Origin of the sequence: Streptomyces sp. NPDC096152, from assembly GCF_044763235.1 — a bacterium.
Lineage (GTDB): Bacteria > Actinomycetota > Actinomycetes > Streptomycetales > Streptomycetaceae > Streptomyces.
This window is the reverse complement of the sequence record NZ_JBIWFW010000003.1, coordinates 564575-580668: the sequence shown is the minus strand read 5'-3', so window position 1 is coordinate 580668 and position 16094 is coordinate 564575. Positions and strand designations below refer to the sequence as shown.

Genomic DNA, 16094 nt, shown 5'->3' with positions numbered 1-16094 from the left:
TGACAACGGGGAGAGACGGACATGGCGGACGCACGCCGGCAACTTCGCTCGGGCGCGGTCGTACTCGGGGGCATGGGACTTCTCGCGGCGGCGCTGACCGCCTGCTCCTCCGACCCGGACAAGCGCTGCGTGGACCGCGACAGCTACAACGCGCTGCGCGGCTACAAGGTCGTCTCCGACAAGAACTGCAAGTCCGCCAAGACCTCCGTGCACGGCGTCTGGTACTACGGCGGCAAGAAGAAGAGCGGCTGGGTGGAGGGCGGCTCCCTCACCAAGCCCCGCAGCGGCTCCGGTGGTTCGGGGGGCGGCCACGGCGGCGTCGACCGCGGCGGCTTCGGCGGCGGCAAGGGAAGCTCCGGCGGCTGACCCGGGACGAGGACGCAGGCCATGCAGCGCCGCACCACCGACCCCCGCCCCGACTGGCAGCGGACCGTCGAGGCACAGGGACTCATCTACCCCCTCACCCGCCATCCCGACGGCTCCCTGCGCCCCTACTGGGACGAGAGCGCGTACTACGTCTTCACCCTGGCGGAGGTCGAGGCGCTGGAGGAGGCCGTCGAGGAACTCCACCGCATGTGCCTGGCTGCCGCCGCGCACATCGTCGAGACCGACCGCTTCGCCGACCTCGGCATCACCGACCCGCGCGTGGCGCGGGCGGTCGCCGAGGCCTGGCACCGGCGCGCCGAACTGCCCACCCTCTACGGCCGGTTCGACCTGCACTACGACGGCACCGGCCCGGCGAAGCTCCTGGAGTACAACGCCGACACCCCGACCTCCCTGGTCGAAGCCGCCTCCCCGCAGTGGTTCTGGATGGAGGAACGCTTCCCCGGCGCCGACCAGTGGAACTCCCTGCACGAACGCCTCGTCGCCGCCTGGCGCGAGCAGTCCCGGCTCCTCCCGTCCGGCGGCCCGCTGTACTTCGCGCACTCCTCGGCCGACGAGCTCGGCGAGGACCTGATGACGGTCGCCTACCTGAAGGAGACCGCCGAGCAGGCCGGCCTCGACACCGACTGGATCTCCGTGGAGGAGATCGGCTGGGACCCGCTGTCCGGCCGGTTCGTCGACAACCGGCTCCGCTTCATCCGCAGCTGCTTCAAGCTCTACCCCTGGGAGTGGCTGACCACCGACCGCTTCGCCGACCACGTCCTGGACACCCTGGACAACGGCGGCGGCTCGGGCAGCACTCTCTGGATCGAGCCCGCCTGGAAGATGCTGCTGAGCAACAAGGCGCTGCTGGCCGTCCTGTGGGAGCTCTACCCGGGCCACCCGAACCTGCTCCCCGCGTACCTCGACGGCCCGGGCGAGCTGGCCGGCACCACCGGGTACGTCGCCAAGCCGCTGCTCGGCCGCGAGGGGGCCGGGGTGACCGTCCACGAGCCCGGCGCCGCCCCCGCCGTCCGCGACGAACCCTGCTGCTACCAGGAGCTGGCGCCGCTGCCCGCCTTCGACGGCAACCACGTCGTCCTCGGCGCCTGGGTGGTCGGCGACGAGTCCGCCGGCCTCGGCATCCGCGAGTCCTCGGGCCTGATCACGGACGAGTACGCCCGCTTCCTGCCGCACGTGATCCTCTAGACGGACGCGGTCCGGATCGGGCGTGTTCCGGGCCGGGCGTGTTCCGGGCCGGGCGCCTGCCGGTCTGGGCGCCCGCCGGTCTGGGCGCCTTGCGGTCCGGGCGCCCGCCGGTCTGGGCGCCCTCCCGGACAACCCCTCCGGGAGCAGGCCTTCCGGGCCGGACGCCTTCCGGGCCGGACCTCCTCCGGGCCGGGCGCCCCCTCGGCCGGGCGCCCCCCCGAAGCGCCCCCGGACGCACGCGCTACCCGCCCAGCACCCCCCGCAGCTGGTCCAGCCCCCAGTCCAGGTCCTCCTTGCCGATCACCAGCGGCGGGGCGATCCGGATCGTCGAGCCGTGGGTGTCCTTGACCAGGACGCCCCGGTCCATCAGCCTCTCGGACACCTCGCGGCCCGTCCCGAGTCCCGGCGCGATGTCCACGCCCGCCCACAGCCCGCGCCCGCGCACCGCCGTCACCCGCCCGGTCCCGGCCAGCAGCCCCAGCTCCCGGTGCAGATGCTCGCCCAGCTCCGCGGCCCGCGCCTGGTACTCGCCCGACCGCAGCATCGCGATCACCTCCAGGGCCACCGCGCACGCCAGCGGATTCCCGCCGAACGTCGACCCGTGCTCGCCCGGCCGGAACACCCCGAGCACCTCCCGCGAGGACACCACCGCCGACACCGGCACGATCCCGCCGCCCAGCGCCTTCCCGAGCACGTACACGTCCGGGACCACCCCCTCGTGCTCGCAGGCGAAGGTCCGGCCGGTGCGCCCCAGCCCCGACTGGATCTCGTCGGCCACGAACAGCACGTTCCGCTCCCGGGTCAGCTCCCGCACCGCCCGGAAGTACCCGGCGGGCGGCACCAGCACCCCCGCCTCGCCCTGAATCGGCTCCAGCAGCACCGCCACCGTGTTCTCGGTCACCGCCGACCGCATCGCCGTCATGTCCCCGTACGGCACGATCTCGAAGCCCGGCGTGTACGGCCCGAAGTCCGCCCGCGCCTCCGGATCGGTGGAGAAGCTGATGATCGTCGTCGTACGGCCGTGGAAGTTGTTGCCCGCCACGACGATCTTCGCCATCTCCGCGGGCACCCCCTTGACCCGGTACCCCCACTTCCGGGCCGTCTTCACCGTGGTCTCCACCGCCTCCGCGCCCGTGTTCATCGGCAGCACCGTCTCCATGCCGCACAGCTCGGCCAGCCCCTCGCAGAACGCGCCGAACCGGTCGTGGTGGAACGCCCGCGACGTCAGCGTCACCCGGTCCAGCTGCGCCTTGGCCGCCTCGATCAGCCGCCGGTTGCCGTGCCCGAAGTTCAGCGCCGAGTACCCGGCCAGCAGATCCAGGTAGCGCCGCCCCTCGACGTCCGTCATCCAGGCCCCGTCCGCGGTGGCGATCACCACCGGCAGCGGATGGTAGGTGTGCGCGCTGTGCGCGTCGGCGGTGGCGATGAGGTCTTCCGTAGCGGTCACGGCGGCTCCCGAAGGTGAAGGTCACCCTCTTCCTATCCTCGCTCGCATGGTGGACGCGGGAGACTCCCCGGCCGGACCGCCCGGTAGGCTGATCGGCGGGCCGTGACTGGCGCGCTGGGATGGGACGGACCATCGGGGAGCGGCCCGAGCGGGAAGTGTGCCGTGCGCCTGGGCCGTACCGTGAACGACGAACGCCACGTCCGGAGGTCCTGATGCCCGAGAACTCTGCGCCCCTCTCCACCGAGTCCACCGCCTTCCGTGCAGCCCTCGACGTGATCCGCGCGGTCGAGCCGCGCGTCGCCGACGCCATCGGCCAGGAGGTCCACGACCAGCGCGAGATGCTCAAGCTGATCGCCTCCGAGAACTACGCCTCCCCGGCCACCCTGCTGGCGATGGGCAACTGGTTCAGCGACAAGTACGCCGAGGGCACGGTCGGCCGCCGCTTCTACGCCGGCTGCCGCAACGTCGACACCGTCGAGTCGCTGGCCGCCGAGCACGCCCGCGAGCTGTTCGGCGCCCGGCACGCCTACGTCCAGCCGCACTCCGGCATCGACGCCAACCTCGTCGCCTTCTGGGCCGTCCTCGCGGACCGCGTCGAGGCGCCGTTCCTGGAGAAGACCGGCGCCCGCCAGGTCAACGACCTCTCCGAGGCCGACTGGGCCGAGCTGCGCCGGGCCTTCGGCAACCAGCGCATGCTCGGCATGTCCCTGGACGCCGGCGGCCACCTCACCCACGGCTTCCGCCCGAACATCTCCGGCAAGATGTTCGACCAGCGCTCCTACGGCACCGACCCGGCCACCGGCCTCATCGACTACGACGCCCTGCGCGCCTCGGCCCGCGAGTTCAAGCCGCTGATCATCGTCGCCGGCTACTCCGCCTACCCCCGCCTGGTGAACTTCCGGATCATGCGCGAGATCGCCGACGAGGTCGGCGCGACCCTCATGGTCGACATGGCGCACTTCGCGGGCCTGGTGGCGGGCAAGGTCCTCACCGGCGACTTCGACCCGGTCCCGCACGCCCAGATCGTCACCACCACCACCCACAAGTCGCTGCGCGGCCCGCGCGGCGGCATGGTGCTGTGCGACGACTCCCTCAAGGACCAGGTCGACCGCGGCTGCCCGATGGTGCTCGGCGGCCCGCTCCCGCACGTGATGGCCGCCAAGGCCGTCGCCCTCGCCGAGGCCCGGCAGCCCGCCTTTCAGGACTACGCCCAGCGCATCGTGGACAACTCCCGGGCCCTGGCCGAGGGCCTGACCCGCCGCGGCGCCACGCTCGTGACCGGCGGCACCGACAACCACCTGAACCTGATCGACGTGGCCGGCTCCTACGGCCTCACCGGCCGCCAGGCCGAGGCGGCCCTGCTGGAGTCGGGCATCGTCACCAACCGCAACGCGATCCCGGCCGACCCCAACGGCGCCTGGTACACCTCCGGCATCCGCGTCGGCACCCCCGCGCTGACCACCCGGGGCCTCGGCACCGCCGAGATGGACGAGGTCGCCGGACTGATCGACCGCGTCCTCACCACGACCGAGCCCGGCACCACCGCCAAGGGCGCCCCCTCCAAGGCCCAGCACGTGCTCGACGCGAAGGTCGCGGACGAGATCTCCCACCGCGCCACCGACCTGGTGGCGGGCTTCCCGCTGTACCCGGAGATCGACCTCGGCTGACCCCTGGCGACAGCCCCACCGCGGCGGCCCGGCTCCCCGCCGGGCCGCCGCGGCACGTCTGTCACACCACTGGAGACGAATCGGATCACATCTGTTTCCGGCCAGTTCCGGACCGGGCCCGGGGACCTGAGAGAATGATGGACATGGCCTCAGACCGCCCGCCCGTCTCCCACCACCGCCCTCAGGGGAATGGCTCCGCCATGCAGTCTCGTCCTCGCGTGCTGTCCGGCATCCAGCCCACCGCCGGCTCGTTCCACCTCGGCAACTACCTCGGCGCCGTCCGCCAGTGGGTGGCCCTGCAGGAGACCCACGACGCGTTCTACATGGTCGTCGACCTGCACGCGATCACGGTCCCGCAGGACCCCAAGGAGCTGCGCGCCAACACCCGGCTCGCCGCCGCCCAACTGCTGGCCGCCGGCCTCGACCCGGAGCGCTGCACGCTCTTCGTCCAGAGCCACGTCCCCGAGCACGCCCAGCTCGCCTGGGTCATGAACTGCCTCACCGGCTTCGGCGAGGCCTCCCGCATGACCCAGTTCAAGGACAAGTCCGCCAAGCAGGGCGCCGAGCGGGCCTCGGTCGGCCTGTTCACGTACCCGATCCTCCAAGTCGCCGACATCCTGCTGTACCAGGCCCACGAGGTCCCGGTCGGCGAGGACCAGCGCCAGCACATCGAGCTCACCCGCGATCTCGCCGACCGCTTCAACGGCCGCTTCGGGCAGACCTTCACCGTGCCGAAGCCGTACATCCTCAAGGAGACGGCGAAGATCTACGACCTCCAGGACCCGGGGGTCAAGATGAGCAAGTCGGCCTCCACGCCGAAGGGCCTCATCAACCTCCTCGACGAGCCCAAGGCCACCGCCAAGAAGGTCAAGAGCGCGGTCACCGACACCGACACCGTCATCCGCTTCGACCCGGAGACCAAGCCCGGCGTCAGCAACCTCCTCACCATCTACTCGACCCTCACCGGTGAGGGCGTAGCCGAGCTGGAGGAGAAGTACGCGGGCAGGGGCTACGGCGCGCTCAAGACCGACCTCGCCGAGGTCATGGTCGAGTTCGTGACCCCGTTCCGGGAGCGGACCCGGCAGTACCTGGACGACCCGGAGACCCTCGACGCCGTCCTCGCCAAGGGCGCGGAGAAGGCCCGCGCGGTCGCCGCGGAGACCCTCGCCCGGGCGTACGACCGGGTGGGCTTCCTGCCCGCCAAGCACTGAGGCGCACCACCGCACACACGTACCAGGGGGCAGAGCGCTGCACATCACTGTGGCTGCGCCTGCCCACAGGACCGCCGTGGTCGTACAGTCGATAGCCGGACGGCCACGACGAAACGGCTGAGAACCAAACAGACACGACGACAGGAGACGACGTGGGGACCGTAACGATCGGCGTGTCGATCGCGGTCCCGGAGCCCCACGGCAGCCTGCTCCAGGAGCGGCGCGCGGGCTTCGGCGACGCCGCAGCTCACGGCATCCCCACGCACGTCACCCTGCTGCCGCCGACCGAGGTCGAGGCCGGACGGCTGCCCGCGATCGAGGCCCATCTGACCGAGGTGGCCGCGGCCGGCCGCCCGTTCACGATGCGGCTGTCCGGCACGGGCACCTTCCGTCCGCTGTCTCCGGTGGTGTACGTACGGGTCGCCGAGGGCGCCGAGGCGTGCACCTGGCTGCAGGGGCGACTGCGCGACCCGTCCGGACCGGTGCCACGGGAACTGATGTTCCCCTACCACCCGCACGTCACGGTGGCGCACGGCATCGAGGACGCGGCGATGGACCACGCCTTCGAGGCGCTCGCCGACTACACGGCCGAGTGGCCGTGCACCGGCTTCGCCCTCTACGAGCAGGGACCCGACGACGTGTGGCGCAAGCTGCGCGAATTCGCCTTCGGCGGCTGCGCGGTGGTGCCCCCGCAGGCGTCCCCCGTGGACCGCGGCAGCCTGCCCGCCTGGTAGACCCGCCGCCCTTCAAGGCCCGGAACCCGCTAGTGCTGTGGCCGGAAAGGTTCAACCTTTCCGGCCACAGCACTAGCCGCAGCCGCGGCGACTTCGCCCCTGCGGCGGCAGCCGCCCGGGCTTCGCCCTACAGCGGCAGCCGCCCGGGCTTCGCCCTACAGCGGCAGCCGCCGGAACACCGCGCGCGGCAGATGCCGCAGCGCCGTCATCGTGAGCCGGAGCGTGCCCGGCACCCACACCGTCTCCGAGCCGCGCCGCAGCCCGAGTTCGACGGCCGTGGCCACCTCCTCCGGCGTCGTCGTGAACGCGGCCGGCCCGCCGGCCGTCCGGCTCGTCCGGACGAACCCGGGGCGTACGACCATGACATGGGCGCCGGTGCCGTGCAGCGCGTCGCCGAGCCCCTGGGCGAACGCGTCCAGGCCGGCCTTGCTGGAGCCGAAGATGAAGTCGGCGCGGCGGGCCCGCTCGCCGGCCACCGAGGAGAGCACCACCAGGCTGCCGTGGCCCTGGTTCTGCAGGCCCTGGGCGCTGACGAGGCCCGCGGACACCGCCCCGGTGTAGTTGGTCTGCGCGACGCGCACCGCGCTCAACGGCTCCCGCTCGTCGTACGCCTGGTCGCCGAGGAGGCCGAAGGCCAGCAGCACCATGTCGACGGCGCCTTCGGCGAACACCTTGCCGAGCACCGTCTCGTGGGACTGAGGGGCGAGCGCGTCGAAGGCGACGGTGCGTGCGTCCGCCCCCAGGGTGCGCAGGTGCGCGGCGGCCCCCTCCAGGGCGGGCGAGGGGCGGCCCGCGAGCCAGACGGTGCGGGTGCGGCGCACGATGAGGCGGCGCGCGACGGCCAGCGCGATCTCGGACGTGCCGCCGAGGACGAGCAGGGACCGGGGGAGACGCGAGGCATCCATCACGGCAGCCGACTGTATCGCCCGATTATGGGCGATATGGCCGAGAAACGCGGTGTTCACGCGAACGCTGAGCGGGCACAGTCCGATCATGGACTGGCTGAAGAAGCTCCCCGTCATCGGCCCCCTGGTGGCGCGTGTGATGCTCACGCACGCGTGGCGGTCGTACGAGCGCCTGGACCGGGTGAAGTGGACCCGGCTGGCGGCGGCCATGACCTTCGTCAGTTTCGTGGCGCTGTTCCCGCTGCTGACGGTGGCCGCCGCCATCGCCGCGGCCACGCTCGGCCCCGGGCAGCAGAAGGAGCTCCAGGACAGGATCGCCGAGCAGATCCCCGGGATCTCCGACCAGCTCGACATCAGCGCCCTGGTCCAGAACGCCGGCACGGTCGGCCTCATCGCCGGTGCCTTCCTGCTGCTGACCGGTATCGGCTGGGTCGGCCAGACCCGCGACTGCCTGCGCGCCGTGTGGGAGCTGCCCGACCGCGAGGACAACCCGCTGCTGAGCAAACTCAGGGACGCCGGCGTCCTCGTGGGGCTCGGCGGCGCCGTGCTGGTGACGCTCGCGGTGTCCACCGTCGCCTCCGCGGCCGTCGGCTGGACCTCCCGTCAGGTCGGGCTGGACGAGCAGAGCTGGGGCAGTGTGCTGCTGCGCGTCCTGGCCTTCGCCGTCGCCGTGCTCGCCGACTTCCTGCTGCTGCTGTACGTGCTCACCCTGCTGCCGGGCGTCGAGCCGTCGCGCCACCGCCTGCTCGTGGCCGCGCTGCTCGGCGCGGTCGGCTTCGAACTGCTCAAGCTGCTGCTGAGCGGCTACATCCAGGGCGTGGCGGCGAAGAGCATGTACGGCGCCTTCGGGGTCCCGGTGGCGCTGCTGCTGTGGATCAACTTCACCGCCAAACTCGTTCTGTACTGCGCCGCCTGGACGGCAACCGGAAGCAAGGAGGACGAGGGCGCCGTGCTCACGGACGGGTCCGGCGCCGCACCAGGTCCGGCAGCGGCCAGCGGCGGTTGACCAGGAACGCTCCGGCGGCGAGCAGCACCAGCACTCCGCCCGCGATCGCCAGCGCGGTCCCGGCGCCGCCGGAGCCGGCGGTGGCGCTCGCCACGGGCCTGGCCGAGGAGCCGCCGTCCGCGCCGCCCGCCTGGCCTGCCGCGGGGGTGGCCCCCGGCTGCGCGCTCGCCGCGGCCCCCCTGGGCGGCACCAGTGCGCCCACGGGCGTGACCTTCCCGGCCGCCTGGAAACCCCAGTCGAACAGCCGGGCGGTCTCCTTGTAGACCTCGTTGTGCTCCTGCTTCTCGGGGTGCATCACCGTCACCAGGAGCACTTTGCCGCCGCGTTCGGCGACGCCGGTGAAGGTGGCGCCCGCGTTGGTGGTGTTGCCGTTCTTCACCCCGGCGATGCCCTGGTACACGGGGGTGTCGTAGTCGCCGCTCAGCAGCCGGTTGGTGTTCTGGATCTCGAAGGACTCGCGGGTCGGCTTGCCCTTCTTCCCCTTCTCCCCCTCCTTGCCCTTCGTCGTGGCCCCCGGGAACGAGGCCCGCACGGTCGAGCAGTACTCGCGGAAGTCCTTCTTCTGCAGCCCGGAGCGGGCGAACAGCGTCAGGTCGTACGCCGAGGACACCTGCCCCTCCGCGTCGTAGCCGTCCGGGGTCACCACGTGCGTGTCGAGCGCCTGGAGGTTCTGGGCGTGCGCGTTCATGTCCTGCACGGTGCGCTCCACACCGCCGTTCATCGCGGAGAGCACGTGCACGGCGTCGTTGCCGGAGCGCAGGAAGACACCGAGCCACAGGTCGTGGACGGAGTAGCTCTCGTTCTCCTTTATCCCGACCAGGCTGGACCCGGCGCCCATCCCGGCCAGGTCCGTCACGGCGACCCGATGCTGCTGGGACTTGGGGAACTTCGGCAGCACGGTGTCGGCGAAGAGCATCTTCATCGTGCTGGCCGGGGGCAGTCGCCAGTGCGCGTTGTGCGCGGCCAGCACCTGCCCGGACTCGGCGTCCGCGACGATCCAGGAGCGCGCGGTGAGGTCCTTCGGCAGCACGGGAGCACCACTGCCCAGTTCGACCTGGGTGCCCGCCAGACCGAGGCGGGCACCGCCCACGGCCGACATGTGCGCCGGGGGAGTGACCGACGGACTCGTCGTGGGGCGCGGGGCCGCGAGCGCGGCGGGCACGGCCGTGGAGAGGGACAACAACGTGGCGGAAGCGATCAGCAGGGATCGCCTGGCGATCTTCAGAGGTGCGGGCACGGACGAGAAAGTACATGCCCCGGTCACCGGTGTCCCACCGTCGGCCCTACCCCGGCCACCGAGCCGGACGCCCCGCGGCGATACTGGACGTATGAAGCTCAGCCGCCCGGTCTCCTGGTTCCTGCTCGCCTTCGGGGTGTGGAGCTGGATCATCTGGGTCACTTTCGTCAAGAATCTCGTCAAGGACGGCAGCGGGCTCGCGTTCGACCACGGGCATCCGACGGCGTACTTCTGGGTGCACCTGGCCCTCGCCGTCGTTTCCTTCGTATTGGGGACGGTCATCGGGGTCATCGGGTTGCGCGGACTGCGCGCACTGCGCCGGACGTCATAGCGATCCGGACACCCCGAAGGGGACCGACGGAGGGAACTCGGCGGCATGGTGGTCGTCTTCGTGCTCGTGGCGCTGCTCGTGGTGGGCGTCGTCGCGGCGGGCAACTGGTACGTGTGGCGCCGCCTGTTCCGCGACACCACCCGCGGCCCGGGCGCGGCGCGCCGCGTGGGCGCCGCGCTGATCGCGGGCGGCTGGGCGCTGGCGGTCGGCGCGCTCGTCGCCGAACGCGTCGGCGCCCCCTTCTGGCTCCAGCGCACCCTGGCCTGGCCGGGCTTCCTGTGGCTCGCGCTCTCGCTCTACCTGCTGCTGGGCGTACTTGCCGGTGAGGTCGTACGCCCGCTGCTGCGCCGGCTCCTCGAGCGGCGTACCCGCGCGGAGGCGGCCGGGGTGCGGGCGCCGCACCCGGAGTCGGTGGCCGTGACGGTGGCTGCGGCAGGCGGGCCCGAGCAGCCCCGGGCCGAAACGGCCGGGACCGAGACCGTGGGGGCCGGAAAGGCCGGACCGTTGACGGCCGGGGCCGGACCGGTGACGGAGGCCGGCGATCCGCCGCCGGCCCCGCCCGCGGCCCCCTCCCGCCGCCTCTTCGTCTCCCGGGTCGTCGCCGGTGCCGCCGCCGCGGCCGCCGTCGGCACCGTGGCCGAGGGCACGTACGGCGTGCTGCGTGGGCCGCGGGTGAAGCGGGTCACCGTCCCGCTCGCCAAGCTCCCGCGCTCCGCGCACGGCTTCCGGATCGCGGTCGTCAGCGACATCCACCTGGGCCCGACCCTGGGCCGCGGCTTCGCGCAGAAGGTCGTCGACACCATCAACGCGACCCAGCCCGACCTCGTCGCGGTCGTCGGCGACCTGGTGGACGGCAGCGTCAAGGACCTCGGGCCGGCCGCCGCGCCCCTGGCACGCCTGCGCGCCCGGCACGGTGCGTACTTCGTCACCGGCAACCACGAGTACTTCTCCGGCGCCGAGCAGTGGATCGAGGAAGTGCGCCGGCTCGGTCTGCGCCCGCTGCAGAACAGCCGCACCGAACTGCCCTTCTTCGACCTCGCCGGGGTGAACGACCTCCAGGGCGAGAGCGAGGGCCAGGGCCCGGACTTCGCCGCCGCGCTGCACGACCGGGACACGGCACGGGCCTGCGTGCTGCTCGCCCACCAGCCGGTGCAGATCCACGAGTCCGTCCGCTTCGGCGTCGACCTCCAGCTCTCCGGTCACACCCACGGCGGCCAGTTGTGGCCCGGCAACCTGATCGCCGCGGCCGCCAACCCGACGGTCGCGGGTCTGGAGCGCTACGGCGACACCCAGTTGTACGTCAGCCGGGGCGCCGGCGCGTGGGGCCCGCCGACGCGGGTCGGGGCCCCCTCCGACATCACGGTCGTCCAGCTCGCCTCGAAGCAGGCCTGACCGGAGCCCGGGTGCCGCCGCCTCTTCCCCGGGTGCCGTGACTTGGCCGGGAAAGGGCTGTGCAACAAGTGAGAAACGTTTCTTCGTAAGTTCTTTCCCTTCTCTTCTGAATTCTCTTCCCCGGGTGAAAGTCCTGTGATTAGGTGTGCGCGCCGCAGGGGAGCGGCTGGTGCGCAGGGGGCCCGTCACGGGTCGGGGAGGGCAACCGATGCGATCGGTTCGCATGCGGATTCTCATGACATTGCTGGTTCTGGCGGTCGTGGGGGTGGGCGGCTGGCAGTTGCTGCCGGCGCAGGAGAACGACAACAGGACGATCACCGTCGGCACGACGGACGCCGTCACGTCACTCGACCCGGCCGGGGCCTACGACGCCGGTTCCTGGGCCCTGTTCAGCAATGTGTTCCAGTCACTGCTGACCTTCGAGCCGGGCGGCCCCTCGCCGGTCCCGGACGCGGCCAGGACCTGCGGCTTCGTCGGCGGCGGGCTGCGCACCTACCGCTGTGGGCTGCGCGCCGGTCTCGTCTTCCCGAGCGGCCGCGCGATGACCGCCGAGGACGTGAAGTTCTCCTTCGACCGGGTCAAGAAGATCAACTCCGACGTCGGTCCGGCCTCCCTGCTCTCCACCCTCCGCTCGGTGGACGCGAGCGGTATGACGGTCACCTTCCACCTGTCCTCGCCGGACGCCACGTTCCCGTTCAAGGTGGCCACCGGCGCCGGGTCCATCGTCGACCGCAGCCGCTACCCGGGCGACGCCCTGCGCACCGGCACCCACGCCGACGGCACCGGACCGTACCGGCTGTCGGCGTACACCAAGGACCACAGCGCCGCCCTCGCCCCGAACAGCGCCTACAAGGGCGCCGTCGGCGGCACCGGCCGGCCGGTCGAGCTGCGCTACTACACGAACGCCGACAGGCTCGCGGCGGCCTGGAAGGACAAGAAGGTGGAGGTCGCCACGCGCACCCTGCCGCCGAAGGTCCTCGCCGCGCTCAACCCGAGCGACCCCGGGCAGCGCGTGTCCGAGTCCGACAGCTCCGAGACCCGCAGCCTGTTCCTCAACACCCGCGCATCCTCGCCGCTGCACGACGTCCGCGTCCGGCGGGCGCTGGCCTGGCTGGTCAACCGCGAACAGCTCGCCGCCACGGTGTACGACGGGACCGTCGACGCGCTCTACTCGCTGGTCCCGGCCGGCATCACCGGCCACACGACGGCGTTCTTCGACGCCTACCCGGCCCAGGACGCCCGCCGTGCCCGGGCGCTGCTGACCGAGGCGGGGGTGCGGCTCCCGGTCCGCTTCACCTACGGCTACGGCAGGGGGCGGGGCGCCGCCGCCGACGAGGCGGCCGAGCTCAAGCGGCAGCTGGAGGCGAGCGGCCTGTTCAAGGTGGACGTCAAGGGCTACGAGTGGACCGACTTCCAGAAGCGGTGGGCGAGCGGCCGGCTCGACGCGTACGCGGTCGGCTGGGTCGCCGACTACCCGGACCCGGACACCTTCGGCGCCCCGCTCGTCGGCACCGGCAGCACCATGAACACCGGCTACCGCAGCAAGGCCGTCGACAGCCTCATCCTGGACAGCCAGCAGTACGCCGACCGCAGCCGCGTCACCCAGGACTTCCGCGATCTCCAGACGGACGTGGCGACAGACGTCCCGCTCATCCCGCTGTGGCAGCGCAAGGAGTACGTGGTCAGCAGCGAGGACGTCGGCGGCGGCCAGTACCTGACGGACGGCACGGGCGTGTTCCGGCTGTGGAAGCTCGGCTGGATCTGAGGGCGGGGGGCGGCGCGCCGCTCGGACGTGGGTGATCCGGTCAACCGCCCTTTACCTGGCCCGCCTTGAGGATCTCGTTCACATCAAGGGCGACGTCGGCGCCGACCGCATCGGGCAAGGTGACGATTTCGCCGGCGGAGTACGGGCGGTGATTCTCGTAGCCGTCCCCGGTGGGGTCGGTCAGGACATGGAGGCGCTGGTGTTTGCGGTCGACGATCACATACACCGGGACCTTGGCACTGGCGTAGATCCGGACCATGTCCCGCAGGTCGGAAGCCAGAGCCCGACACCTTCGAGAACCTCGGTCTCCCCGCCGTGCAGACCGGCGGCGAAGAAGGAGAGCTTCAACCTCGACAGGGCCCGGGCGTGAGCGGCATTGGGCGGCGGGGACACGAGGATCTGGCCTCCGATGATCTCGACGCGATACCCCGGATTGCGGTCCATGAGCCGGTTGGCCTCCGCGATCAGCGGACGATCGCCGTGGGTCCGCTCGACGGCTGCAGCGGACATGACGTGCCTCCCGTGGGCTGGTGTCGAGAGCATCGTCGTAGGCAGCCCGACGCCGGGTGTCCCGTCACGGGCGCTTCACCCGGAAGCGATCACGTGCCGCGTCGCTTGGCCGCGGCCGGGTCCGGGAGCGCCCTCGTCATGCCCGGCAGGAAGTCCGTGAACAGCTCGTGCACCTCGTGGACCAGGGGCCGCAGCACGCGGAAGCGGGCCAGGACGACGCCGCGCGCGGTGAGGCGGGCCCCGCGCTCGGCGAGCCGGTAGCTGCGCTCGCGCCCCTCGGTCCGGTCGAAGATCCAGTACAGGACCAGACCCATCTGCGCGAGCCACATCAGCTCGGGCAGCACCTCCCGCAGGTCCTCGGGCACCTTGGTCCTCGTCCCCAGCAGCACCTGCCGGTGGACGCTGATGGCCTCCACGCGCGCGTGCTCCGACTCGGGCGAGAAGGGGCTGAGCGGGCTGTCCGGGTCGGCGGCGTTCTTGAAGAACTGCACCGCGAACTCGTGGTACGGGGTGGCGACGTCCAGCCACGCCTTCAGTACGCCCGCGAGCCGCGCCTCCAGGTCGGTCTCCCGGGCCAGGACCTCCCGGACCGCCTCCTGGTGCTCGGCGGCGATCCGGTCGTAGAAGCCCTGGATCAGGTGTTCCTTGCCCGCGAAGTAGTAGTACGCGTTGCCGACGGAGACCCCGGCCTCCTTGGCGATCGCCCGCATCGTGGTCTTGTCGTAGCCGCGCTCCTGGAACAGCCGCATGGCCGTCTCCAGGATGAGCGCACGGGTCTGCTCGGACTTGCTCGGGGTCGCGCCCTCTGCGGGGCCGTCGTTCTTCGCGGGCACGGACAGAGCCTAGCCAGTGGGACAGGTGCCGCTGTCACAGCCCGGAGGGCTGTACGTCCATCCCGCGCGCGGGTCGTACGTCCAGCCGTCGCCGCGCGGGTACGCGCGCCCGCCCCACTGCGCGCCCCGCCACTTGGCGGCCGCCAGCACCGCGCCCCGGGCCAGCTTCGCGCCCGCCGGGGTGCTCAGCCGGTGGGCGAGCGGCCGGTGGTCGCGCAGGGCCCACAGGACCACGACCCAGGCGGCGGCGCCCCGGTAGACCTGTCCGGCGTCCCCGACGACCGTGACCTCGTCCAGGGTGCTCCGGTGGTCGAGGCCGGGGTAGCGCCGCCGCGCCTCGGCGGAACCGGCCGGCACCAGCTCCAGCGGCACCAACTGGCGCTGTTCGAGCAGCCAGTCGCGGACGAAGGAGCACAGCGAGCACTCGGCGTCGTACAGAACGGTCAGCCCGTGGACCGGGACGCGCGCCGCGTCCCGGCCCCGGACGGCGGCCTCGGCCGTCACCGCGCTCACGCCCCCGCCGGCGGGGCGGTCCAGCCCTGCGGGCCGACCGGCGGAACCTGCTCGCGCTCCATCATCCCGCGCCGCCGGATGCGGTTGAGCACGTACACGTTGCCCAGGTGCATCACCCCGAGCACCAGCAGCACCACGCCGAGCTTGGTGGACAGGGCCTCGAAGATCCCGCGGGTGTCTTCGATGGTCTCGTCACCGCTCAGGTACAGCGCGACGAAGCCGAGGTTGACGAGGTAGAAGCCCACCACCAGCAGGTGGTTGACGGCGTCGGCGAGCTTCTCGTTCCCGTGCAGCACGTCGGCGAGGAAGACCCGCCCGTTGCGGCTGAGCGTGCGCGCCACCCAGATGGTCAGGGCGATGCTGACGAGAAGATAGATGACGTAGGCGATGACCGTACGGTCCATGTCCCCACCCTTTCTTGAACGCGTTCAAAACGCTGTCGTGAGTGACTGTAGACCTGTTTTTGAACACGTTCAACCGAACTGCGCGTGAGGGGCCCGGGAGTGACCGGCCTCTCAGGGGCGGCGGCCGAGTTCGGGGCGCTTGGTGTAGTCGGTGAGGCCGATGACGTTGCCCCAGGGGTCGGCGAACTCGACGGTCCAGCCGGTGGCGACGGGGGAGGGCGCGTCGAGCAGTTCGACGCCGGCCGCGGTCAGCCCCCGGGCCGCCGCCCGCGCGTCGGCGACCTCCAGCCAGACCCGCGGGGAGGGCCACGGCGGCGGCCGGTGCCCGAACTCGCCCTCCGCGCACAGCAGGATGCCCGGCGCCTCGCCCCCGACCTTCAGCTGCGCGATCCCCGCCTCGTCCAGCCGGAACCCCACCGCGAACCCGGCCCGCCCGTAGAACTCCACGGCCCGCCCGAGATCCCCGACCGGCAGCAGCACGTTGTCGAACCCGAGCAGCTCGTACGACTCGTCATCTGACATGCCGTCAGCGTAGGGCGACGGGCTCGCGGAACCGGGGATTGGCCG

16 protein-coding genes and 1 pseudogene are annotated in these 16094 nt (G+C 72.0%); 9 read left to right on the top strand and 8 right to left on the bottom strand.

The window, feature by feature from the left end; genetic code table 11:
• Positions 1 to 21: 21 nt before the first annotated feature.
• Both ACIQ9G_RS12860 and ACIQ9G_RS12855 read left to right on the top strand, forming a co-directional pair.
• A complete protein-coding gene (locus ACIQ9G_RS12860) occupies positions 22 to 366 on the top strand; it encodes a hypothetical protein (protein ID WP_403608507.1) in 345 nt (114 codons plus the stop codon).
• A gap of 21 nt (positions 367 to 387) precedes the next feature.
• Positions 388 to 1572, top strand: coding sequence for a glutathionylspermidine synthase family protein (locus tag ACIQ9G_RS12855; protein ID WP_403608506.1), 1185 nt, complete (start codon positions 388 to 390; stop codon positions 1570 to 1572).
• A gap of 241 nt (positions 1573 to 1813) precedes the next feature.
• On the opposite strand, the gene rocD is transcribed toward ACIQ9G_RS12855, so the two are convergent.
• A complete protein-coding gene (gene rocD, locus ACIQ9G_RS12850) occupies positions 1814 to 3019 on the bottom strand; it encodes an ornithine--oxo-acid transaminase (RefSeq protein ID WP_403608505.1) in 1206 nt (401 codons plus the stop codon).
• A gap of 212 nt (positions 3020 to 3231) precedes the next feature.
• Here rocD and ACIQ9G_RS12845 point away from each other — a divergent pair, with 212 nt between their 5' ends.
• The 3 genes from ACIQ9G_RS12845 to ACIQ9G_RS12835 all read left to right on the top strand — a co-directional run bounded on the left by ACIQ9G_RS12845 (position 3232) and on the right by ACIQ9G_RS12835 (position 6631).
• The gene (locus ACIQ9G_RS12845) at positions 3232 to 4686 is read left to right on the top strand and encodes a glycine hydroxymethyltransferase (protein ID WP_403608504.1); all 1455 of its coding nucleotides are present in this window, start codon (positions 3232 to 3234) and stop codon (positions 4684 to 4686) included.
• Positions 4687 to 4904: 218 nt separating this feature from the next.
• Positions 4905 to 5897: a tryptophan--tRNA ligase gene (gene trpS, locus ACIQ9G_RS12840; RefSeq protein ID WP_403608818.1), complete on the top strand. Its 993-nt coding sequence runs from the start codon at positions 4905 to 4907 to the stop codon at positions 5895 to 5897.
• Between the two features lie 152 nt (positions 5898 to 6049).
• Entirely contained in the window at positions 6050 to 6631 is a 582-nt protein-coding gene (locus tag ACIQ9G_RS12835; RefSeq protein WP_403608503.1) for a 2'-5' RNA ligase family protein, read from the top strand.
• 155 nt (positions 6632 to 6786) lie between these two features.
• On the opposite strand, the gene ACIQ9G_RS12830 is transcribed toward ACIQ9G_RS12835, so the two are convergent.
• The gene (locus tag ACIQ9G_RS12830) at positions 6787 to 7539 is read right to left on the bottom strand and encodes a decaprenylphospho-beta-D-erythro-pentofuranosid-2-ulose 2-reductase (RefSeq protein ID WP_403608502.1); all 753 of its coding nucleotides are present in this window, start codon (positions 7537 to 7539) and stop codon (positions 6787 to 6789) included.
• Positions 7540 to 7624: 85 nt separating this feature from the next.
• On the opposite strand from ACIQ9G_RS12830, the gene ACIQ9G_RS12825 reads away from it, so the two are divergent.
• Positions 7625 to 8542: a YihY/virulence factor BrkB family protein gene (locus tag ACIQ9G_RS12825; protein WP_403608501.1), complete on the top strand. Its 918-nt coding sequence runs from the start codon at positions 7625 to 7627 to the stop codon at positions 8540 to 8542.
• Here ACIQ9G_RS12825 and ACIQ9G_RS12820 read toward each other — a convergent pair.
• Positions 8490 to 9779, bottom strand: coding sequence for a D-alanyl-D-alanine carboxypeptidase (locus ACIQ9G_RS12820; protein WP_403608500.1), 1290 nt, complete (start codon positions 9777 to 9779; stop codon positions 8490 to 8492). The genes ACIQ9G_RS12825 and ACIQ9G_RS12820 overlap by 53 nt on opposite strands.
• A 91-nt stretch (positions 9780 to 9870) precedes the next feature.
• Here ACIQ9G_RS12820 and ACIQ9G_RS12815 point away from each other — a divergent pair, with 91 nt between their 5' ends.
• The 3 genes from ACIQ9G_RS12815 to ACIQ9G_RS12805 all read left to right on the top strand — a co-directional run bounded on the left by ACIQ9G_RS12815 (position 9871) and on the right by ACIQ9G_RS12805 (position 13267).
• Positions 9871 to 10110, top strand: a complete 240-nt coding sequence (locus ACIQ9G_RS12815; RefSeq protein WP_356182417.1) for an SCO4848 family membrane protein — start codon at positions 9871 to 9873, stop codon at positions 10108 to 10110.
• A 45-nt stretch (positions 10111 to 10155) separates the two neighbouring features.
• Positions 10156 to 11502 (top strand): metallophosphoesterase, encoded by a 1347-nt coding sequence (locus ACIQ9G_RS12810; protein ID WP_403608499.1) that lies wholly within the window; start codon positions 10156 to 10158, stop codon positions 11500 to 11502.
• 208 nt (positions 11503 to 11710) lie between these two features.
• Positions 11711 to 13267, top strand: coding sequence for an ABC transporter substrate-binding protein (locus ACIQ9G_RS12805; RefSeq protein WP_403608498.1), 1557 nt, complete (start codon positions 11711 to 11713; stop codon positions 13265 to 13267).
• Positions 13268 to 13307: 40 nt separating this feature from the next.
• Here the strand turns inward: ACIQ9G_RS12805 and ACIQ9G_RS12800 are convergent.
• From ACIQ9G_RS12800 to ACIQ9G_RS12780, 5 genes and pseudogenes are all read right to left on the bottom strand, one after another.
• Positions 13308 to 13777 (bottom strand): annotated as a pseudogene (locus ACIQ9G_RS12800) (Uma2 family endonuclease).
• An 89-nt stretch (positions 13778 to 13866) separates the two neighbouring features.
• Positions 13867 to 14610 carry a TetR/AcrR family transcriptional regulator gene (locus ACIQ9G_RS12795; RefSeq protein ID WP_403608497.1) on the bottom strand — a complete coding sequence of 248 codons (744 nt, stop codon included), beginning with the start codon at positions 14608 to 14610 and terminating at the stop codon, positions 13867 to 13869.
• Positions 14611 to 14619: 9 nt separating this feature from the next.
• Positions 14620 to 15123 (bottom strand): thiol-disulfide oxidoreductase DCC family protein, encoded by a 504-nt coding sequence (locus ACIQ9G_RS12790; RefSeq protein WP_403608496.1) that lies wholly within the window; start codon positions 15121 to 15123, stop codon positions 14620 to 14622.
• A complete protein-coding gene (locus ACIQ9G_RS12785; RefSeq protein ID WP_403608495.1) occupies positions 15120 to 15527 on the bottom strand; it encodes a hypothetical protein in 408 nt (135 codons plus the stop codon). Before ACIQ9G_RS12785 ends, ACIQ9G_RS12790 begins: the two co-directional genes overlap by 4 nt.
• Before the next feature lie 111 nt (positions 15528 to 15638).
• Positions 15639 to 16049, bottom strand: a complete 411-nt coding sequence (locus tag ACIQ9G_RS12780; protein WP_403608494.1) for a VOC family protein — start codon at positions 16047 to 16049, stop codon at positions 15639 to 15641.
• Positions 16050 to 16094: the final 45 nt, after the last annotated feature.